The sequence below is a fragment of the Flavobacterium pectinovorum genome (assembly GCF_900142715.1).
GTDB classification, from domain to species: domain Bacteria; phylum Bacteroidota; class Bacteroidia; order Flavobacteriales; family Flavobacteriaceae; genus Flavobacterium; species Flavobacterium pectinovorum.
The window spans coordinates 279,722-298,724 of the sequence record NZ_FRBX01000006.1; the positions used below are offsets into that span (position 1 = coordinate 279,722).

Genomic DNA, 19,003 nt, shown 5'->3' on the forward strand with positions numbered 1-19,003 from the left:
GTAAATATACTTTTTTCTGAATAAATTCAAAATATATTTCAAATATGAAAAAATGCTGTTAAATTGTTTAGATTAATTCTTAATTCATTCCTGCTCCATAAACATATTCGTCAAGGTCAATTCTAAACAAAGAACCTTCAACTAAATCTTTAATTGATTTTAATTCGGTCATAGAAACAGCCAAATCAATTGCAGTACAAGGAGTTTTTAATAAAAATTTATGACAGGAATATTTTAATTCACAAGCTTCGCAACATGCATTTTCAATCATGCTGTCTTCTATCAAATCACAGAAATGATTTAGCTCCTGAATTGTAAAATAAAAACCGGTTTCTTTAAAAACCAATTGAACTTTGTCGGTTATGGTTTCGTTTTCCTTTTTCCAGTAAAAAGCAATTCCAAAATTGTTGTGGTATAATTGTTCAATTTCTCTCATTATGAATCCTTTTGTTTCAACAAATATAAATATTATTTATATTAGTTCTAAATAAAAAATCATAAAAAAGATGTTTTTAAAAATATAACGATGATATAAATTTTGTTTAGAAGAACCTGAAATAAAACTTAATTTATCTTATAGTATTTTATTGGTTTATATTGTTATTTAAGCCACATTTTTATTTTTGAAAGGAATTTATTTTGCTGATCTACAAATAGATAGTGAGAACAGTTTTCTAATAATACAAAATGATTTTCTCCGGCTATATTTTTAATGGATTTAATTTGAGACGCAGAAAAAATTCTATCATCTTGTCCGTAAATCGCATAAACAGGAATTCCTTTTGCTTTTATTTCCTTTAAAAAAGGTCGGCTATCGATATTATTTTGCTTTTCATTTTTATAAAAAAGTAATGGAGCATTTTTGTTTCGGATATTGGTTTTGTAAAACTTGCCTGCTTCGTAATCGCTGTATAATTTTTTTGATGCTTTAGTAGGATTTGGCATTTTAAAATAATCATTATCACTTGCGAGATCAAAACAATGTTTGCGGTATTCGGCAGAATTTTTATCAAGTTTCTCTACGTAAGATATTTTATTGAGTGTTTTAGAATCGCCTTTGTGACTTTTCTTTAAAGAATTTAAAATATGATCGTAAGTTTCCTGCTGCGAAAATAGAGCTCCGGCCAAAATGAGATTACTAACATTCTGAGGATATTTTGCTGTGTAAAGCGTCGCAACCAAACCGCCAAAACTATGACCAATAAGAGTAACTTTCTTTAAATTATATTTTTTTAAAATTGAATTTAAATCCTGAAAAGCTTCCTGATAAGTAAATTTTGCATGAGGATCTAATGATCTTCCTTCGCCTCTTCGGTCGTAAACAAGTACATAGAATCCTTTGTTAGCTAATTTTTGTGCTGTTGTACCTTCAAATAAAGTCGAGTTTCCGCTTGGACCGCCATGAATAAAAATAATGGCTTTATTTTCTTTGTTTCCGTATGTTTTAATGTAGAGATTTTGTCCGTTTATTAAAAAAGACAACATCAAAAAGAAAACCATTATCGATTGTTTCATTACTCCATATTTTGGTGATCTTGCATATCTTTATGAAGATCTAAATTTCTAAATGTAGGCGATTTTAATGCAGTAACGATTACGGTTAAAAGTGTTACGCTTCCTCCAAAAATAACAGAGGTTACAGTTCCCATCAATTTGGCGGTTGCGCCACTTTCAAAGGCGCCTAATTCATTAGAAGATCCAACAAAAATTGAATTTACAGCACCAACACGTCCGCGCATATGATCGGGTGTTTTAAGCTGTAAAATAGTCTGGCGAATTACTACAGAAATTCCGTCAGCAAGTCCGCTTAGAAACAGAGCAAAAACAGAAAGCCAGAATGACGTAGAAAACCCAAATAAGATGATAGATAATCCAAAAACAAATATGGCGACTAAAAGTTTCTTTCCGGCATTTTTATATAAAGGCACATAAGCAGAAACGAGCATCGTAATAAAAGCTCCCACCGCAGGAGCGGCTCTTAATATGCCAAAACCTTCGGCACCAACTTTTAAGATATCCTGAGCAAAAATTGGCAATAATGCTACCGCGCCGCCAAAAAGTACAGCGATCATGTCAAGCGATAAGGCGCCCAAAACAATTTGGTTTTTAAATACAAAAGTTAAACCCTCTGTAAGACTCTCCTTTATTGATTCTCCAATCTTCGGATTTAGTATTGGTTTTTTACTGATTTGAGATAAAGCGATTAAGGAAAGAATTGAGAATGCAAATACCAAACACATTGACCAGTGAACGCCAACCCAGTTAATTGAAAATCCTGCAAGTGCTGGTCCCATAACGGCCCCGATTTGCCAAACCGAACTACTCCAGGTTGCAGCATTTGGGTATGCTTTTTTAGGAATAATCAAGGATAGGAGAGAGAAAATAGTTGGTCCCAGAAATGCACGAACCAAACCGCCAAAAAAGACTAAAGTATAGATTGAGTATAAAATTAGAGTTGAAGACCAGCCATTAACAATTTTTGGCCAGGTCAATAAAAATAACCCAAAGCTAATTACCGAAAACCCCAGGATACATTTTACCAATAATCCTTTTTTCTCTCTTTGATCTACAATATGTCCGGCAAATAATGCCATTGAAACGGCAGGAATAACTTCCATTAAACCGATAATTCCCAAAGAAAGCGGATTTTTGGTTAAACTATAAACTTCCCATTCAATAACGATAAATTGCATCGACCAGGCAAAAACCATAGCAAAACGCAATATTAAAAAAACATTGAATTCTCTGTAACGCAGCGCCTCATACGGGTCGTTTTTCTTTTCTTTATTTGTCATTTGTTCTAATATCTTTAAGCATTAGTTGAGTCGAAACGTTCCCGTTCCATTCATTTTCGGCCAGAGAATAAGCTAACTGAAATGTATTTTGATTTTTTGTGATGTCTATTTTTTTTCCAAGGCCAAAACCGATTGCTGCAATTCCTTCCGAATTATTCTGCTTAACAAAAAGCCTTAAATGTTCTTCGTCTGCTCCCAGAGTTTTGGCATAACCTGTGTCTTTTATATTTGTTGTCATAAAAACAGGCGTCATGTTTTGCGGTCCAAAAGGTTCAAATTGTTTTAAAATCCGAATGAGTTTTGGTGTTATGTCAGAGAAGTTAATCTCTGCATCAATTTCGATTTCCGGAGTTCGCATTTCAGGTAAAATAGTTGCCGAAACCTGTTTTTCAAAAGCCTCTTTAAAAATTTTATAATTCTCGGCTTTCAAAGTCATTCCGGCAGCATACATATGGCCTCCAAATTGTTCCAAATGTTCAGCGCACGCATCTAAGGCATTGTAAACATCAAAGCCTTTTACAGATCGTGCCGAAGCTGCATATTTATCACCGCTTTTGGTAAAAACCAATGTCGGGCGATAATAGGTTTCTATTAATCGTGAAGCCACGATTCCGATCACGCCTTTATGCCAATCTTCCTGAAAAACAACAGTAGAGAATCGTTCTTCTTCCTGATTTTCCAGAATTTGCTGAAACGCTTCTTTGGTAATTCTTTTATCTAAATCTTTTCGGTCAGAATTGTATTGTTCAATTTCTGAAGCAAATTGCTGCGCTTGTTCAAAATTAAATTCAGTTAGCAATTCAACCGCATGATTACCGTGTTTAATTCTTCCGGCAGCATTTATTCTTGGCGAAATGATAAAAACAACATCAGTAATATCTAAAGTTTTCTTTTTTACCTGATGAACCAAAGCTTTAATTCCCGGTCTTGGATCTGAGTTAATAACCTGTAATCCGAAGTAAGCCAAAACGCGATTTTCACCTGTAATCGGGACAATGTCTGCAGCGATCGCCGTAGCAACCAAATCCAGATACGGAACCAGATCTTCAATAGTTTCATTTCGGTTTTTTCCTAAAGCCTGAATCAGTTTAAAACCAACTCCGCAACCGCACAACTCATCATACGGATAATCGCAATCTTCTCTTTTTGGATCTAAAATCGCAACAGCATCCGGAAGAATATTTCCAGGTCTGTGGTGATCGCAAATAATAAAATCGATGTTTTTTTCTTTCGCGTAGGCGATATGATCTATGGATTTTATGCCACAATCGAGCGCGATAATTAGAGAGAATCCGTTATCATCGGCAAAGTCAATTCCTTTAAAAGAAATTCCGTAACCTTCGTCATAACGATCCGGAATATAAGTGGCAATATTTGGATAATGAGATTTTAAATACGCTGAAACCAAAGAAACCGCCGTTGTTCCATCGACATCATAATCACCAAAAACCAGAATGTTTTCCTGATTTTCAATCGCCAGTTCAATTCGGGCAACTGCTTTGTCCATATCTTTCATCAGGAACGGATCGTGAAGATGTTCTAAAGAAGGGCGAAAGAAATTTTTGGCATCGTCAAAAGTTTCAATGCCACGCTGAATCAAAAGTGTTGCTACAAAATCTTCTACATTGAGGGCTTGCGCCAAATGTTTGATTTTATCTTCAGAAGGTTTTGGTTTTAATGTCCAACGCATTTTTTAATTGTAGATTTTAGATCTTAGATTTCAGATTTTTGAAATCGTTTAATCTGGTATGTAATTTTTTTCGCCTCAGATTAAATGTGATTTAGATTTGTGTTAATCGTTAAATCTGTGGCAGAAATATTCGGTTTTTAACTTTGTCAAAGTTTCAAACTTTGACAAAGTTTTATGTGTGGCTGTCAAATCGAGCGAAGTCGAGATTCTTTGCGGGACTTCGACTTCGCTCAGCCTGACATTGTAGATTTAAAATTTTTTTATTTTAATTCTAATGCATTTCCTTCAAACTTAATTCCGTCCCAACCTAAGTTGATGAAATTTCTAATGTTTTGGTGATTTGTTCCGTTTGGATCTCCTAAAACTTCTTCAAAATAAAAAGCACCAAAACAGGCTAAAGTTTCTTCTTTAGTTAAGTTTTGCAATTTGGCAAAAGAAAATAATTTGCAGGAACCAGAGTTTTCTCCGGCTGCATTATGCTGTGTTCCGTTTTGAAAAGCAGTTGGTGTAAAGTTGTAATTTTCCTCAATTACTGCGATAGTTTCAGGGAATTTTATTTCTGTTGGAGTTTGTTTTACTTTTTCTAAAAAGGCTTGAATGCTCATGATATTGTTGTTAGTTTTTTTTGCCACGAATTTCACGAATTTCCTCTAATTAAATTCGTGATAATTTGTGTGATTCGTGGCTACCATTTTTTAATGTATTTTAATTTGTGAATTCGTGGCAAATATTATTCTTCATCATCCTTAGAAAACTTACTTTTCTTAGGTTCTTTTATTATTGTTTTTCCGGCAACGACTACGACAATCTCACCGCGCGGTGCTGTTTTTTCAAAATGAGTTAAAACTTCTTTTGCGGTTCCGCGTACGTTTTCTTCGTGCATTTTTGATAATTCACGCGATACACAAACTTGTCTGTCTTCTCCAAAATACTGTATAAACTCAGCTAAAGTTTTAACGAGTTTATGTGGTGAAACGTACAAAATCATCGTTCTTGTTTCTTCGGCTAAAGCCAAAAATCGAGTCTGACGGCCTTTTTTGTCAGGAAGGAAACCTTCAAAAACAAATTTATCATTTGGCAGTCCGCTATTTACCAAAGCCGGAACAAAAGCGGTTGCACCAGGTAAACATTCTACTTCAATTTTATTTTCCACACAAGCGCGTGTCAATAAAAATCCGGGATCTGAAATTGCCGGAGTTCCAGCATCTGAAATTAAGGCAATAGTTTCGCCGGCTTTCAAACGTGCAATTAAGTTTTCAGTTGTTTTGTGTTCGTTGTGCATGTGATGGCTGTGCATGTGCGTGCCAATTTCAAAATGCTTCAGCAGTTTTCCACTCGTTCTGGTGTCTTCGGCCAAAATCAAATCGACTTCTTTTAGAATGCGAATGGCACGAAAAGTCATGTCTTCAAGATTGCCAATAGGCGTAGGAACGATATATAATTTAGACATAGTTTTTATATTATAACACGAATTTCACGAATTGACACAGATTACAGTTGCTTTTAAAAATTTCACAAAGAAAAAATTCGTGTTAATTCGTGAAATCTGTGTTTTTACTTTTTTACGAGAATTTCTTTTCTACAATTCCCAGAAAACGTTCTGCATAATCGTCTTTTCCTTCCCAGTTATTGTAATCTGGTTTTACCATGTTTTCGATAAAATCTTTTGCTTCACTAAAAGTATCAAAAGTCAATAGTTGATTTAAAACACGACTGTAATCTTCGGTGCTGTTTCCAAAAAGGTTTTTAGTAAAAGCAATTCTGTCATTCAAATCAATATGAAAACCTTTTGCCAGTTTTTCGTTTAAAGGAACGGCTTTTGGTTTTGCAGATTCTATAGTTGCTGTTTCTGTAACAGTTTTGGTTTCTTTAAATTCGTTTATTGACGGGGTTGGAGTAGGAGGAACATTATCAAAACTATCTACTTTTACAAATTGTGCATCTGCATAATTAACGCCCAAAATATCCTCAAACGAAATGTGAACGGGATTTGACTTTGTTGAAGTTTCAGTTTTTGGTTCTTCTTTTAATTCCTCTTTTATTTCTTCCTTATCCAATTCAAAAGAAGGTTTAAAATCAGGAATCGGTTTTGATTCGTTAATGGTTCTGAAATATAATTCTGTTTCAGTTTCTTTTTTCTCCTCAGCAACTGGTTCTTCTGTTTTTTCAATTACAGGTTCCTCGACTTTTTCAGGAATAGTTTCAACAATAGTTTCCGGGATTATTTCTTCAGGAATTTCAGCAATTATTTCTTGTGGAGTTTCTTCAATAATTTCAGCTTCAGGAGTCACTTCGGCTTCAATTACAGTTTCTTCAACAGCAACGGGAAGTGTTTCTTCAACTTTAATTTCTGCAGGAAGTGTTTCTTCCTGATCAAAAATGGTTTCTAGCTTAGATTCTATTTCACCTCGTCCGATAGTAGGTTTTACATCGTCAAAATTTTCATCTACAAATTTTAAAACAGCTAACTTCTCATATAATTTCTGAGTCTCAAGATATAATTGATTGATATCGGATTTATTTTTAAGCTTTAAAATTCGATGTGCAATGCTGATTAAATCGGCTTCCAATTTTTTTTTCATAACTGTTGAAATTATAGTGAATAGGATATTTTAATATATTCTGTCTTTTGAATGTCTTTATTTGTGAAGGAAAATACGCAGAACTATTTTTTATTTCTGTTAATAAGCATTTGCGAATCTTCGATTTGATAAAAATTTTCTACTTTTGAAAAAATGTAAAATCATCAAAATTTTGCGTCAAATTATTACCAGTACAAAGTAATAAAAACTATTCATTTTAAAAGGTAGAAAAATACAAAATGTTTCTCGAAAATACAGTAAATCACAAAGAACAATTTGGTTGGATTGAAGTTATTTGTGGATCAATGTTTTCGGGTAAAACCGAGGAGTTAATCCGCAGATTAAAACGCGCCCAATTTGCCAAACAAAAAGTCGAAATTTTTAAACCTGCTATTGATACCCGCTATCATGACGAAATGGTGGTATCGCACGATGCCAACGAAATTCGCTCTACTCCGGTTCCTGCTGCTGCCAATATTGCCATTTTAGCACAAGGCTGCGATGTTATCGGAATTGATGAAGCCCAGTTTTTTGATGATGAAATTGTTACTGTTTGTAATGATCTTGCCAATCAGGGAATTCGTGTAATAGTTGCAGGACTTGATATGGACTTTAAAGGGAATCCCTTCGGACCAATGCCGGCACTTATGGCAACAGCAGAATATGTGACCAAAGTTCACGCGGTTTGCACCAGAACAGGAAATCTTGCCAACTACAGTTTTCGTAAAACAGATAACGATAAATTGGTAATGCTTGGCGAAACCGAAGAATATGAGCCATTAAGCCGTGCAGCATATTATAATGCAATGAAAAAAAATCAGGAGAAATAGGTTTTAATTCTATTTAAGCAACAATGCAAGACAAGAAAAATAAAAGAAAGCAGAATATTTTATTATTACTCGTAATTGGAACTGCACTGGCTTTAGCTGTTTATTTTCAGTTTTTTCTTTCTGAAAGTGCAGATGAAGTAAAGACTGAAATTACAGAGCTGGTTACAAAATATAATAAGAATTGCCCGTTAACAATTCAGCAGGGAATTCGTCTGGACAGTGTCAGTTTGCCTAAACTGTCTGACGAAAGAGCCGTTCAGTATAATTTGACATTCATGAATGTGGAAAAAGAAACTGCAGAAATTAATGTAATACATACTGAAATTGAAAAAAGCCTCTTGAGTACAGCGAAAGCAAATCCGGGTCTTCAGGTTTTTAGAGATAATGATTATACGTTGATTTATAGCTACTATGACAAGAAGAAAGTGTTTTTGTTTGATGTGAAAATATTACCGGATCAGTATAAATAATTTAGAAATTCGGATATAAAATAAAACCCGACAGATTTTGAATTTGTCGGGTTTTGTTATTTTGTATGTTCCTTTGTTTAAACTGGACTGAAGTCCAGCTCTACAATATAATATGTTCCTCCGGAACTTTAAAGAGCCTTCGGCTCGAATCATATTGTAGGGCCGGATTTTAATCCGGTTTAATATGGGTTATTGGACTGAAGTCCAGCTCTACAATATAGTATGTTCCTCCGGAACTTGAAAGAGCCTTCGCCTCGAACCGTATTGTAGGGCCGGATTTTAATCCGGTTAATATGAATTACGAATATATTAAATTTAAAAAACCTAAATCTTCTTTCTCATTCTCGCTACGGGAATATCAAGCTGCTCGCGGTATTTTGCAATAGTTCTTCTCGCAATTGGATATCCTTTTTCTTTTAAGATTTCTGCCAATTGATCGTCTGGTAAAGGTTTCTTTTTATCCTCTTCTTCAATTGTATTTTTTAGAATTTTTTTGATTTCTAAAGTCGAAACATCTTCGCCCTGATCATTTTTCATCGCTTCAGAGAAAAACTCCTTAATCAATTTTGTTCCGTAGGGTGTTTCTACATATTTGCTGTTAGCAACACGCGAAATTGTCGAAATATCCAAACCAACCATATCGGCAATGTCTTTTAAGATCATTGGTTTTAGTTTGGTTTCGTCGCCGTCTAAGAAAAATTCTTCCTGATAATGCATAATGGCATTCATCGTTACAAAAAGCGTTTCCTGACGCTGTCTGATCGCATCAATAAACCATTTTGCCGAATCCAGTTTTTGTTTAATAAACTGAACTGCGTCTTTTTGAGCTGATGATTTATCACGAGAATCCTTGTATGTCTGCATCATTTCCTGATAATCTTTAGAAACGTGCAGGGAAGGGGCATTTCGTCCGTTTAAGGTTAGTTCAAGTTCGCCGTCAACAATTCTGATAGCGAAATCCGGAACCACATTTTCCGTAACTTTATTATTTCCGGTAAAAGATCCACCCGGTTTTGGGTTTAGTCTTTCGATTTCGTGAATGGCTTTTTTCAGCTGTTCGTTTGAAACGCCGTATTTTTGCAATAATTTATCGTAATGTTTTTTGGTAAAAGCATCAAACTGATTTTCGATAATATCAATTGCTAAATCAACATATTCGGTTGGTGTTTTATGCTTCAACTGCAATAATAAACATTCCTGCAAATCTCGCGCTCCAACGCCCGAAGGCTCGAGTTCATGAATAACATGCAGCATTTTTTCGACCATAACTTCATCGGTATAAATACCTTGGGTAAAAGCCATGTCATCAACCATGTCAGAAACGCTTCTGCGGATGTAACCCATATCATCGATACTTCCAACAAGAAATTCAGCGATTTCACGCTCTTCATCATTCAAAATAAAAGTATTCAACTGATTGATTAAGTCCTGATGAAAACTAATAGGCGAGGCAAAAGGCGTTTCGCGTTCTTCGTCTTCACTATAATTGTTAACCTGGGTTTTATAATCCGGAGTATCATCGTCACTTAGATATTCGTCAATGTTAATGTCGTCTGCTTCGATTCTGTCAGATTCTGCATCATCATAATCGTCGTAGTCTTCATTGGCGAATTCATCTGCTTCGTATTCGTCTTCTTTTCCAGCTTCCAGAGCCGGATTTTCGTTCATTTCTTCTAATAAACGTTGTTCAAAAGCTTGCGTAGGCAATTGAATTAACTTCATCAGCTGAATTTGCTGTGGAGATAATTTTTGTGATAATTTTAAATTTAAAAATTGCTTTAGCATTTATAATGTTTAATCGTTTATTTGTTTAATCGTCAATTCGTTTCTTCGTGAAAATCGGTTAACCGAATGAACGATTAACCGATTAAACTATTTCTAAAATTCCGCACTTCCAGGAGTTCTTGGGAAAGGAATTACGTCTCTAATGTTTGTCATTCCGGTTACAAACAATACCAAACGCTCAAATCCTAAACCAAAACCTGCGTGAGTTGCAGAACCAAATCTTCTGGTGTCTAAATACCAGTATAATTCTTCTTCGTCGATGTTTAAAGCTTTCATTTTCTCCACCAAAACATCGTAACGCTCTTCTCTTTCAGAACCACCAACAATTTCTCCAATTCCTGGGAAAAGGATGTCCATTGCACGAACAGTTTCTCTTCCAGGTTCTGTGTTGTCGTTCAAACGCATGTAAAACGCTTTAATGTTTGCAGGATAATCATATAAAATTACCGGACATTTAAAGTGTTTTTCTACTAAATAACGTTCGTGTTCTGATTGTAAATCAGCTCCCCATTCTTCGATAATATAGCTGAATTTTTTCTTTTTATTTGGAGTTGAATCTCTTAAAATATCAATTGCTTCGGTATAAGAAACACGTTTGAAGTTGTTTTCCAAAACGAAATTCAGTTTCTCTAACAAAGCCATTTCGCTTCTTTCTGCCTGAGGTTTTGATTTTTCTTCTTCAAGAAGTCTTCCTTCTAAAAATTTCAAATCATCCTTACAATTGTCTAAAGCATATTTTATAACATACTGAATAAAATCCTCAGCCAAATCCATGTTGTCATCAAGGTCGTTGAAAGCAACTTCAGGTTCAATCATCCAAAATTCTGCAAGGTGACGGGAAGTATTTGAATTTTCTGCTCTAAACGTTGGTCCAAATGTATAAATCTGACCCAAAGCCATAGCGAAAGTTTCACCTTCTAATTGTCCCGAAACCGTTAAGTTGGTATGTTTTCCGAAGAAATCTTTTTTGAAATCAATATTTCCTTCTTCATTTTTTGGAAGATTATCCAATGGCAATGAAGTTACCTGAAACATTTCTCCTGCACCTTCAGCATCAGCTCCGGTAATAATTGGCGTGTTTACATACACAAACCCTTTTTGTTGAAAATAGTTGTGAACCGCAAACGACAATACCGAACGCACACGCATAATTGCTCCAAAAGCATTAGTACGAACACGTAAATGTGCATTTTCACGTAAAAATTCTAATGAGTGTTTTTTCGGCTGCATTGGGAATTTCTCCGCATCAGAATCTCCAAGGATTTCAAGTTTGTTAACCTGAATTTCATATTTCTGACCAGCACCTTTGCTTTCAACCAAAGTTCCAATTACAGAAACCGCAGCTCCGGTTGTGATTCTTTTTAAAGTTTCTTCTGGTGTATTTTCAAAATCAACAACACATTGTATATTATTAATGGTAGAACCGTCATTAAGCGCGATGAACTGATTATTTCTAAAAGTTCTCACCCATCCTTTTGCATTAACCTCCTGAAGCGTCGTCGTACTGTTTAATAAGTCTTTAACTTTTGTGTGTCTCATTTTTGTATATAATGTTGAAATTAAATTATTTGTTGTGTAATAACTGCAAATATAAACGATAATTATTAAAATTAGAAGCTATTTCCTGCTATCCGCTTGTATCTTTTTCTGTCTAAAGAAGCCAGAAAAAGGATACCGCTTCTATCAGGGCTAGGACAATCGTTTTCAAAAGAGCCGTTTGTCATTTCGACGGAGGAGAAATCACACAAGGAATTCCGTAAACAAAATCGCCAATCTTTGTAGAATTACGTGTGTGATTTCTCCTCCGTCGAAATGACAAGTTTGCGTATTTATCTTTGTCAAAGTTTAAAACTTTGACAAAGATTCGTGATATTTAATCCGTGCTAATTTGTGAAATTCGTGTTTCCTTCCAATCCCTCCAAATCCTCTTTCTTAGCTTTCTTCTTCTCAAAAGTTAAAACCAAAGCCGGTAAAACTAATAAATTTGCAAACATCGCAAACGCCAATGTACATGAAATTAATCCACCAAGTGCAATTGTTCCGCTGAAACTAGAAAGCGTGAAAGTAGCAAATCCTAAAATTAAAACTACTGATGTATAGAAAGTACTGATTCCGGTTTCTCTTAAAGCACTAAAAACAGATTTTTTGACTTTTCCGTTACTTTGTATTAAATCATGTTTGTACTTCGCCATGAACTGAATTGCATTATCAACCGAAATTCCAAACGCGATACTGAATACCAAAATAGTTGAAGGTTTTAACGGAATTCCGAAATAACCCATCAATCCAGATGTAATGCAAAGTGGTAAAACATTCGTAATTACCGATGCAAAAACCATTTTGAACGAACGGAATAAATACAACATCAAAATTGCGATCACCAAAATTGCGAAAATCAACGATTCAATTAAGTTGTCAACCAAATATGATGTTCCTTTCTGGAAAACCAATGCTTTTCCGGTAACGGTAACTTCAAAACGATCTTTCGGGAAAATTTCATCTATTTTAGAATGTAATTTTTTCTCGACTTTCGCCATTTCATCGGTACCAATATCTTTCATAAAAGTTGTGATTCTGGCATATTGCCCAGTAGAATCAACATAACTTTTCATTAAGTTTTCTTTGCTGTTTTTGGTTGCGTTTTTGGCGTATGCCAAAATAAACGTCTGCTCTTGCGAAGTTGGTAATTGGTAATATTCAGGATTTCCGTTGTAAAAAGCCTGTTTCGAATATTTAACCAAATTCACCACAGAAACCGGTTTTGCCAATTCCGGCATTTCGGCAATTGTGTTTTGCAATTCGTCCATTTTACGAATTGTAGACGCTTTCATGACACCTTTTTTCTTTTTGGTATCAATCATAATCTCAAGCGGCATTACACCGTTAAATTCTTTTTCGTAGAATAAAATATCTTTAAAGAAGGAAGCGCTTTTTGGCATTTCTCCAATCAAACTTCCGGAAACTTTCATTTGCGAAACCCCAATAATACTAAATACCAAAAGCAAACCGTAAATTGTATAAATTACTTTTCGTTTGTTTCTTACCACATTTTCTACAAAATTCAATAAAGTCGAAATGTAAGTTTTTGTTAAATGATACAAGTGTTTTTCTCCCGGAACCGGCATAAAACTGTAAACAATTGGCACAATTAAAAGCGTCAATAAATAAACAGAAATCACGTTGATAGAAGTTACTAAACCAAATTCAAAAAGGAGGTCGTTTCCAGTAATCATAAAGGTTGCAAAACCTATGGCAGTTGTTAAATTTGTCATTAAAGTCGAAACTCCAATTTTAGAAATAATACGCTGTAAAGCTTTTGCCTGATTATTATGTAATTTAATTTCCTGCTGGTATTTATTAATCAGGAAAATACAATTCGTGATCCCAATTACGATAATCAATGGCGGAATAATAGCCGTTAAAATCGTGATTTTATAATGAAATAATCCAAGTGTTCCAAACGACCAGATTACACCAACAATTAAAATACAAATCGAAATAAATGTTGCTCTGAAAGAACGGAAAAAGAAAAAGAAAATCAAAGAAACCGTCAATAAAGCCGCACCAATAAAAAGACCAATTTCGCCTTTCATATTGTCTGCATTGATCGTTCTGATGTATGGCATTCCCGAAACTTTCAAATCGATTCCGGTTGTTTTTTCGAATTTATCGATCTTCGGAACTAAATTTTCAAGAATAAAAGTCTTTCTTTCAGCAGTATTTACAAGCGCTTTTTTCATGTAAATGGCCGAGCGTACACTGCCGCTTTCTTTGTTAAACAATAATCCTTCATAAAAAGGCAAATTGTGAAATAAATCAAATTGTACTTTTTTTAAGTATTCAGGATCAACTGTTTTGCTTTGGTCGATAAACGGAGACAGAACAAATTTCTCGTTGACAGTGTCTTTTTCTAATTTTTTTAAATCATTTAGCGAAACAACCAAATCCACTTCTTTTGAGTTTTTCAGACCGGTCATTAATTCATTCCATGCAGCGTAATTTTTGGGTGTAAAGAAACTTTTGTCCTGAAAACCAATTACAATAAGGTTTCCTTCTTCTCCAAACTTGTCCAGGAATTTTTGATAATCTTTATTTGCAATATGATCTTTAGGAAGTAAATTAGCTTCGGTATAAGTCATGGAAAGGTTTCTCCATTGAAAACCAAGGAAAATTGTCAGGGCGGCAACCAAAACCAAAATTGTTATTCTGTTTTTAAGTATAATTCGGGCAACTTTTTCCCAAAATCCAACTTGAATAGCGTTTTTCATAAATTATTTAAAATGGATGCAAATGTAGTGAAAAGACCTCAAAATCATAAATAATCACTTGTAATTTACGTAATGTTAACACAAATTAACAGCGTAATTTTTATGATAATTTACTTACAATTGATGATTTCCTCGTTAGCTTTTCTCATATTTGCAATTAATTTAAAAATGAAAAGAAAATGAACTGGATTTTATTAATTATTGCCGGACTTTTTGAAGTTGGATTTGCATCTTGTTTGGGTAAAGCCAAAGAAACAACCGGAATTTTGTCAACGTATTGGATGGCTGGTTTTTTTGTTTGCCTTACTATCAGCATGGTTTTATTGTACAAAGCAACGCAGGTTTTGCCAATAGGAACTGCTTATGCTGTTTGGACGGGAATAGGCGCTGTTGGAACTGTTTTGGTTGGAATTTTTATCTTTAAAGAACCTGCGACTTTCTGGAGAATTTTCTTTCTTTCAACATTAATTGCTTCAATTATTGGGTTGAAATTTGTTTCTAGTCATTAATTTTGGAACGCGGATGACGCGGATGAAACGGATTTACGCAGATTAATTAATTCGTGAATTCGTGGCAAAAAAACACGCAGATTTAAGCAGATGATTTTATTTATTGAAAATAGAAAAATACTATAAAAAAGAAATCGGCGTAAATCCGTTTCATCCGTAAAATCTGTGGGCAAAAAATATTTAGCTACTTTTACAAGATATTATAAAAAATAGGTTTTAATGCAGGAAAACAATACCACCACTTTTATTTTTTTAGCGATTATTTTACTGCTAATTATCATCATTTGTTTTATGGTGTATCAATTAATGCAGTCTAAAAAAGCAAAAGAGGATGCTGAAAAAAGTTTTTATGCACTCGAAATGAAGGTAAATGATTTGCAGTTAGAAACATTAGAGTCGAAACTGAATCCGCATTTGTTTAAGAATATTTTAAACTCGATTCAATCTCATGCTTATCAAACTTATTTTGCCCTGGATAAATTGGCCAATGTTTTGGATTATATTTTATACGAAAGCAAAAAGAAATTTGTCACGGCAAAAGAAGAAATTGATTTTGCGTTGAATCTTATCGAAATCAATAAAATTAAAATCAGTCCGCTTTTTGAGTTGAAGATAAAAACCAACATCAATAAAGAAGATAAATTATATGAACAGCCTTTACTCGCGCCGCTAATTTCAATTGATTTAATTGAAAATGCTTTTAAACATGCTGATCTGCAAAGTGCCGATGCTTTTATTTCGGTAGTTTTTGAGTTCAAAGACAATGCTTTTTTTATGACAGTTTCGAATAAAATATCAGATAAAAAAGTACTAAAAAAAGAACGGGGCGGTTTAGGAAATGTTGCTTTAGAACATCGTTTGAGAATTATTTATAAGAATAATTTTAAACTTGAAAGATTTGTTGAAAACGATATTTATATTGCTCATCTAAAAATAGATTTACTTGAATACAAAACTGAAATGCTTGCTACTGGACGATGAGTTGCCGGGTTTAACGTATCTCAAAATGCTTTGCGAACAAATTCATGAAATAGAAATCGTAAAAACATTTAATAATCCCGAGAAACTATTGGCGGAAATTCCGGATCTCGATTTTGATTTGTTAATTTCAGATATCGAAATGCCTGGAATTGATGGCTTGCATTTGGCGGAAATGATTCAGGATAAATTGGTTATTTTTTGCACGGCATATAAAGAGTATGCTGCCGAGGCATTTAATATTGATGCTGTAGATTATATTACTAAACCCGTAAAATTAGAACGTTTGCAAAAAGCAATCTCCAAAGCTTTTGAACGTTTTCATAAACCCGAGACAGCAAAGAAATTTATGCAGCTCAATACAGACAAGGGGAAAACTTTGTTATATTTTAATCAAATTCAATATGTCAAAACTGCGGCTAGTGATAGCCGTGATAAAACGGTTCTTTTAACAGATGGCAGTTTTATGAATCTGAAAAACGTTAAATTTGATACCCTTTTGAATGAATTGCCCGATGCTGATTTCTGTCGCGTAAACAAAAAGGAAATTGTTGCTGTAAAAGCCATAAAATTCTTCAATCATAACGAAATTGTTTTGCATCATTTAGATAAAAATGATAAAAACAGTACTTTAATTTTGAGCGAAACCTATCGATCTGACTTTTTGAAAAAGGTCAAAATCTAACTTATTACAAAGTTTTTCAGACTTATTACATACATTGAAAATTAGCCTTAAATTTACTTTTTCAGGTAACTTTCACTTCTGATATTTGCACCAATAAATTAAAAAAACGAGTTATGAATAATATTAAAAACTCTTTATTTTACGTTACTGTTATTGGTGGTTTCACAGCTTTAATATATTGGGTAATTTCAAAAGGAGCTTCGCTTGAAGTAGGGCGGGGAATAGTTCAGAAAAAAATAGAAAGTAATCATTGGAATGATTTCCTGCATTCTATGATTGAAAACCTGCAGCATCCGCTGGCTATTTTACTGGCACAAATTGTCACTATTATTTTGGTAGCACGTTTGTTTGGATGGATTTTTAGAAAAATAGGGCAGCCATCCGTAATTGGTGAGATGATTGCCGGAATTGTTTTAGGACCATCTTTGGTCGGGATGTATTTTCCTGAATTTTCAGCTCTTTTATTTCCAAAAGAATCATTAGGAAACTTACAGTTTTTAAGCCAAATTGGTTTAATACTCTTCATGTTTGTTATTGGTATGGAACTGGATTTAAAAGTGCTTAAAAACAAGGCTCACGATGCTGTTGTAATTAGCCACGCAAGTATTGTTATTCCATTTGCATTGGGATTGACTTTGGCTTATTTTATCTATCATACTTTTGCTCCGGTTGGGGTAGAGTTTGCATCTTTCGGATTATTTATGGGAATTGCCATGAGTATTACTGCTTTTCCGGTTTTGGCCAGAATTGTTCAGGAACGCGGAATGCAAAAAACAAAACTCGGAACCATTGCCATAACCTGTGCCGCTGCAGATGATATTACTGCCTGGTGTATTCTGGCAGTAGTAATTGCCATTGTAAAAGCAGGTTCATTTACAAGTGCTTTATACGTAATTGGTTTGGCAATTTTATACGTAATCGTAATGTTGAAAATAGTTCGTCCGTTCCTGAAACGTGTCGGAGATTTAAATTCGACTCGCGAAAGTTTGAATAAACCCGTAGTTGCTATCTTTTTTATAACACTTTTGTTCTCTTCTTATGTATCTGAATTAATTGGAATTCATGCTTTGTTCGGAGCATTTTTAGCAGGAGCAATCATGCCGGAAAACAATAAATTCAGAAATATTTTTATTGAAAAAGTTGAAGACGTTGCCATAATTGTTTTACTGCCATTGTTTTTTGTATTTACAGGGTTGCGTACACAAATTGGGTTGTTAAACGATCCTTATTTATGGAAAGTTACTGCAGTAATCATTGCTGTGGCTGTGGCGGGGAAATTCTTTGGAAGTGCTTTGGCGGCCAAATTCGTTGGTCAAAACTGGAAAGACAGTCTGGCAATTGGCGCTTTAATGAACACCCGTGGTTTAATGGAATTGGTAGTTTTAAATATCGGTTATGATTTAGGTGTTCTTTCTACAGAAATTTTTACCATGATGGTAATTATGGCTTTGGTCACTACTTTTATGACAGGACCTGCGTTAGATTTTATTGGTTATATTTTTAAAGATAAAGTAACGGCAATTCCTGAAGAAATTGGAAATAAGAGTAAGTACAAGATTCTGCTTTCATTTGCAACTCCGGAAAGAGGAAAAAAGCTGTTGAAAATTGCAAATAGTTTGGTTAAAAAACAACCTGATAATTCTATTGTTGCGGCAATGCATTTGTCTTTAAGTACAGAAGTTCACTCGTTTGACGTAAAAGATCATGAACGCAAAATGCTGCTTCCGGTTATAGCAGAATCTGAACGTTTGAATCAAAATATGGTTAGTGTTTTTAAAGTAACAAATGATATTGATACAGAAATTATCGATACGGCAAATCAGGGAGAATATGATTTATTACTGGTTGGTTTAGGACAATCTATTTTTGATGGAACCTTACTGGGTAAGATTCTTGGCTTTACAACCAGAATTGTAAATCCGGATCGTTTAATTGATAAGTTTACCGGAAAAGAAGGTTTGTTCGAAAATTCTCCTTTTGATGAAAGAACACGTCATATTATTGCTAAAACAAAAATGCCGGTTGGAATTTTTATTGATAAAGATCTCGAAGATGTGAATCAGATTTTTATGCCGATTTTTAGCAAAGAAGATTCATTTTTGATAGATTATGCCAAGAAGTTAATCAATAATAATGGCTCGCAAATTACGGTTCTGGATGCCAGTGGTGAAGTAAAAAATACCCGCGACATTCAGGAAAGTATTCGCTCGATCGAACAAATTGCACCAAATCATATTATGATTATGCACGACAGAACAATTAAGAAAGAGTTTTTAGAAAGCCAAAACTTAATGATTATTAGTTTAGACAGCTGGAAAAAATTAATAGAATCTCAAAGTACATGGCTAAATAATACACCTTCGGTTTTGATTTTGAGACCATAATACGAGAGGAAATTTTAAATAAAAAAA

General features: G+C 34.2%; 16 protein-coding genes. 6 read left to right on the forward strand and 10 right to left on the reverse strand.

Going from position 1 to position 19,003, the window contains the following annotated elements; genetic code table 11:
• Nucleotides 1-79: 79 nt before the first annotated feature.
• From BUE22_RS19870 to BUE22_RS19900, 7 genes are all read right to left on the reverse strand, one after another.
• Nucleotides 80-436: a hypothetical protein gene (locus BUE22_RS19870; RefSeq protein WP_042565618.1), complete on the reverse strand. Its 357-nt coding sequence runs from the start codon at nt 434-436 to the stop codon at nt 80-82.
• Between the two features lie 164 nt (nt 437-600).
• Nucleotides 601-1,515: an alpha/beta fold hydrolase gene (locus BUE22_RS19875; protein ID WP_073397674.1), complete on the reverse strand. Its 915-nt coding sequence runs from the start codon at nt 1,513-1,515 to the stop codon at nt 601-603.
• Nucleotides 1,515-2,795 (reverse strand): MFS transporter, encoded by a 1,281-nt coding sequence (locus BUE22_RS19880; protein ID WP_073397676.1) that lies wholly within the window; start codon nt 2,793-2,795, stop codon nt 1,515-1,517. The genes BUE22_RS19875 and BUE22_RS19880 overlap by 1 nt, the downstream gene beginning before the upstream one ends.
• Nucleotides 2,785-4,485, reverse strand: coding sequence for a single-stranded-DNA-specific exonuclease RecJ (gene recJ / locus BUE22_RS19885; RefSeq protein ID WP_073397678.1), 1,701 nt, complete (start codon nt 4,483-4,485; stop codon nt 2,785-2,787). The genes BUE22_RS19880 and recJ overlap by 11 nt, the downstream gene beginning before the upstream one ends.
• Before the next feature lie 260 nt (nt 4,486-4,745).
• The gene (locus BUE22_RS19890; protein ID WP_073397680.1) at nt 4,746-5,090 is read right to left on the reverse strand and encodes a HopJ type III effector protein; all 345 of its coding nucleotides are present in this window, start codon (nt 5,088-5,090) and stop codon (nt 4,746-4,748) included.
• Between the two features lie 125 nt (nt 5,091-5,215).
• On the reverse strand, nt 5,216-5,935 hold the full coding sequence (gene rsmI / locus BUE22_RS19895) for a 16S rRNA (cytidine(1402)-2'-O)-methyltransferase (RefSeq protein WP_073397682.1): 720 nt from the start codon (nt 5,933-5,935) through the stop codon (nt 5,216-5,218).
• Between the two features lie 112 nt (nt 5,936-6,047).
• The gene (locus BUE22_RS19900) at nt 6,048-7,067 is read right to left on the reverse strand and encodes a hypothetical protein (RefSeq protein ID WP_073397684.1); all 1,020 of its coding nucleotides are present in this window, start codon (nt 7,065-7,067) and stop codon (nt 6,048-6,050) included.
• A 239-nt stretch (nt 7,068-7,306) separates the two neighbouring features.
• Between BUE22_RS19900 and BUE22_RS19905 the strand changes: the two genes are divergently transcribed.
• Both BUE22_RS19905 and BUE22_RS19910 read left to right on the forward strand, forming a co-directional pair.
• Nucleotides 7,307-7,897: a thymidine kinase gene (locus BUE22_RS19905; protein WP_042565610.1), complete on the forward strand. Its 591-nt coding sequence runs from the start codon at nt 7,307-7,309 to the stop codon at nt 7,895-7,897.
• Nucleotides 7,898-7,920: 23 nt separating this feature from the next.
• On the forward strand, nt 7,921-8,367 hold the full coding sequence (locus tag BUE22_RS19910) for a hypothetical protein (RefSeq protein ID WP_073397686.1): 447 nt from the start codon (nt 7,921-7,923) through the stop codon (nt 8,365-8,367).
• Nucleotides 8,368-8,691: 324 nt separating this feature from the next.
• Here BUE22_RS19910 and rpoN read toward each other — a convergent pair whose 3' ends face one another.
• The 3 genes from rpoN to BUE22_RS19925 form a co-directional block, all read right to left on the reverse strand.
• Entirely contained in the window at nt 8,692-10,152 is a 1,461-nt protein-coding gene (gene rpoN / locus BUE22_RS19915) for an RNA polymerase factor sigma-54 (RefSeq protein ID WP_042565607.1), read from the reverse strand.
• A 93-nt stretch (nt 10,153-10,245) separates the two neighbouring features.
• The gene (asnS, locus tag BUE22_RS19920) at nt 10,246-11,691 is read right to left on the reverse strand and encodes an asparagine--tRNA ligase (RefSeq protein ID WP_042564737.1); all 1,446 of its coding nucleotides are present in this window, start codon (nt 11,689-11,691) and stop codon (nt 10,246-10,248) included.
• Between the two features lie 344 nt (nt 11,692-12,035).
• Entirely contained in the window at nt 12,036-14,420 is a 2,385-nt protein-coding gene (locus BUE22_RS19925; RefSeq protein WP_073397688.1) for an efflux RND transporter permease subunit, read from the reverse strand.
• Between the two features lie 179 nt (nt 14,421-14,599).
• Here BUE22_RS19925 and BUE22_RS19930 point away from each other — a divergent pair, with 179 nt between their 5' ends.
• The 4 genes from BUE22_RS19930 (at nt 14,600) to BUE22_RS19945 (ending at nt 18,976) form a co-directional block, all read left to right on the forward strand.
• On the forward strand, nt 14,600-14,929 hold the full coding sequence (locus BUE22_RS19930; RefSeq protein ID WP_042564735.1) for a DMT family transporter: 330 nt from the start codon (nt 14,600-14,602) through the stop codon (nt 14,927-14,929).
• 219 nt (nt 14,930-15,148) lie between these two features.
• Nucleotides 15,149-15,910 carry a sensor histidine kinase gene (locus BUE22_RS19935; protein WP_073397690.1) on the forward strand — a complete coding sequence of 254 codons (762 nt, stop codon included), beginning with the start codon at nt 15,149-15,151 and terminating at the stop codon, nt 15,908-15,910.
• Nucleotides 15,873-16,592 (forward strand): LytR/AlgR family response regulator transcription factor, encoded by a 720-nt coding sequence (locus tag BUE22_RS19940; RefSeq protein WP_073397692.1) that lies wholly within the window; start codon nt 15,873-15,875, stop codon nt 16,590-16,592. Before BUE22_RS19935 ends, BUE22_RS19940 begins: the two co-directional genes overlap by 38 nt.
• Before the next feature lie 113 nt (nt 16,593-16,705).
• The gene (locus BUE22_RS19945) at nt 16,706-18,976 is read left to right on the forward strand and encodes a cation:proton antiporter (RefSeq protein WP_042564732.1); all 2,271 of its coding nucleotides are present in this window, start codon (nt 16,706-16,708) and stop codon (nt 18,974-18,976) included.
• The last annotated feature ends 27 nt before the right edge of the window (nt 18,977-19,003 follow it).

Coding starts and splice junctions, on each gene's coding strand:
- BUE22_RS19870 (WP_042565618.1), bottom strand. CDS start 436: ATGAGAGAAATTGAACAATTATACCACAACAATTTTGGAATTGCTTTT.
- BUE22_RS19875 (WP_073397674.1), bottom strand. CDS start 1,515: ATGAAACAATCGATAATGGTTTTCTTTTTGATGTTGTCTTTTTTAATA.
- BUE22_RS19880 (WP_073397676.1), bottom strand. CDS start 2,795: ATGACAAATAAAGAAAAGAAAAACGACCCGTATGAGGCGCTGCGTTAC.
- recJ (WP_073397678.1), bottom strand. CDS start 4,485: ATGCGTTGGACATTAAAACCAAAACCTTCTGAAGATAAAATCAAACAT.
- BUE22_RS19890 (WP_073397680.1), bottom strand. CDS start 5,090: ATGAGCATTCAAGCCTTTTTAGAAAAAGTAAAACAAACTCCAACAGAA.
- rsmI (WP_073397682.1), bottom strand. CDS start 5,935: ATGTCTAAATTATATATCGTTCCTACGCCTATTGGCAATCTTGAAGAC.
- BUE22_RS19900 (WP_073397684.1), bottom strand. CDS start 7,067: ATGAAAAAAAAATTGGAAGCCGATTTAATCAGCATTGCACATCGAATT.
- BUE22_RS19905 (WP_042565610.1), top strand. CDS start 7,307: ATGTTTCTCGAAAATACAGTAAATCACAAAGAACAATTTGGTTGGATT.
- BUE22_RS19910 (WP_073397686.1), top strand. CDS start 7,921: ATGCAAGACAAGAAAAATAAAAGAAAGCAGAATATTTTATTATTACTC.
- rpoN (WP_042565607.1), bottom strand. CDS start 10,152: ATGCTAAAGCAATTTTTAAATTTAAAATTATCACAAAAATTATCTCCA.
- asnS (WP_042564737.1), bottom strand. CDS start 11,691: ATGAGACACACAAAAGTTAAAGACTTATTAAACAGTACGACGACGCTT.
- BUE22_RS19925 (WP_073397688.1), bottom strand. CDS start 14,420: ATGAAAAACGCTATTCAAGTTGGATTTTGGGAAAAAGTTGCCCGAATT.
- BUE22_RS19930 (WP_042564735.1), top strand. CDS start 14,600: ATGAACTGGATTTTATTAATTATTGCCGGACTTTTTGAAGTTGGATTT.
- BUE22_RS19935 (WP_073397690.1), top strand. CDS start 15,149: ATGCAGGAAAACAATACCACCACTTTTATTTTTTTAGCGATTATTTTA.
- BUE22_RS19945 (WP_042564732.1), top strand. CDS start 16,706: ATGAATAATATTAAAAACTCTTTATTTTACGTTACTGTTATTGGTGGT.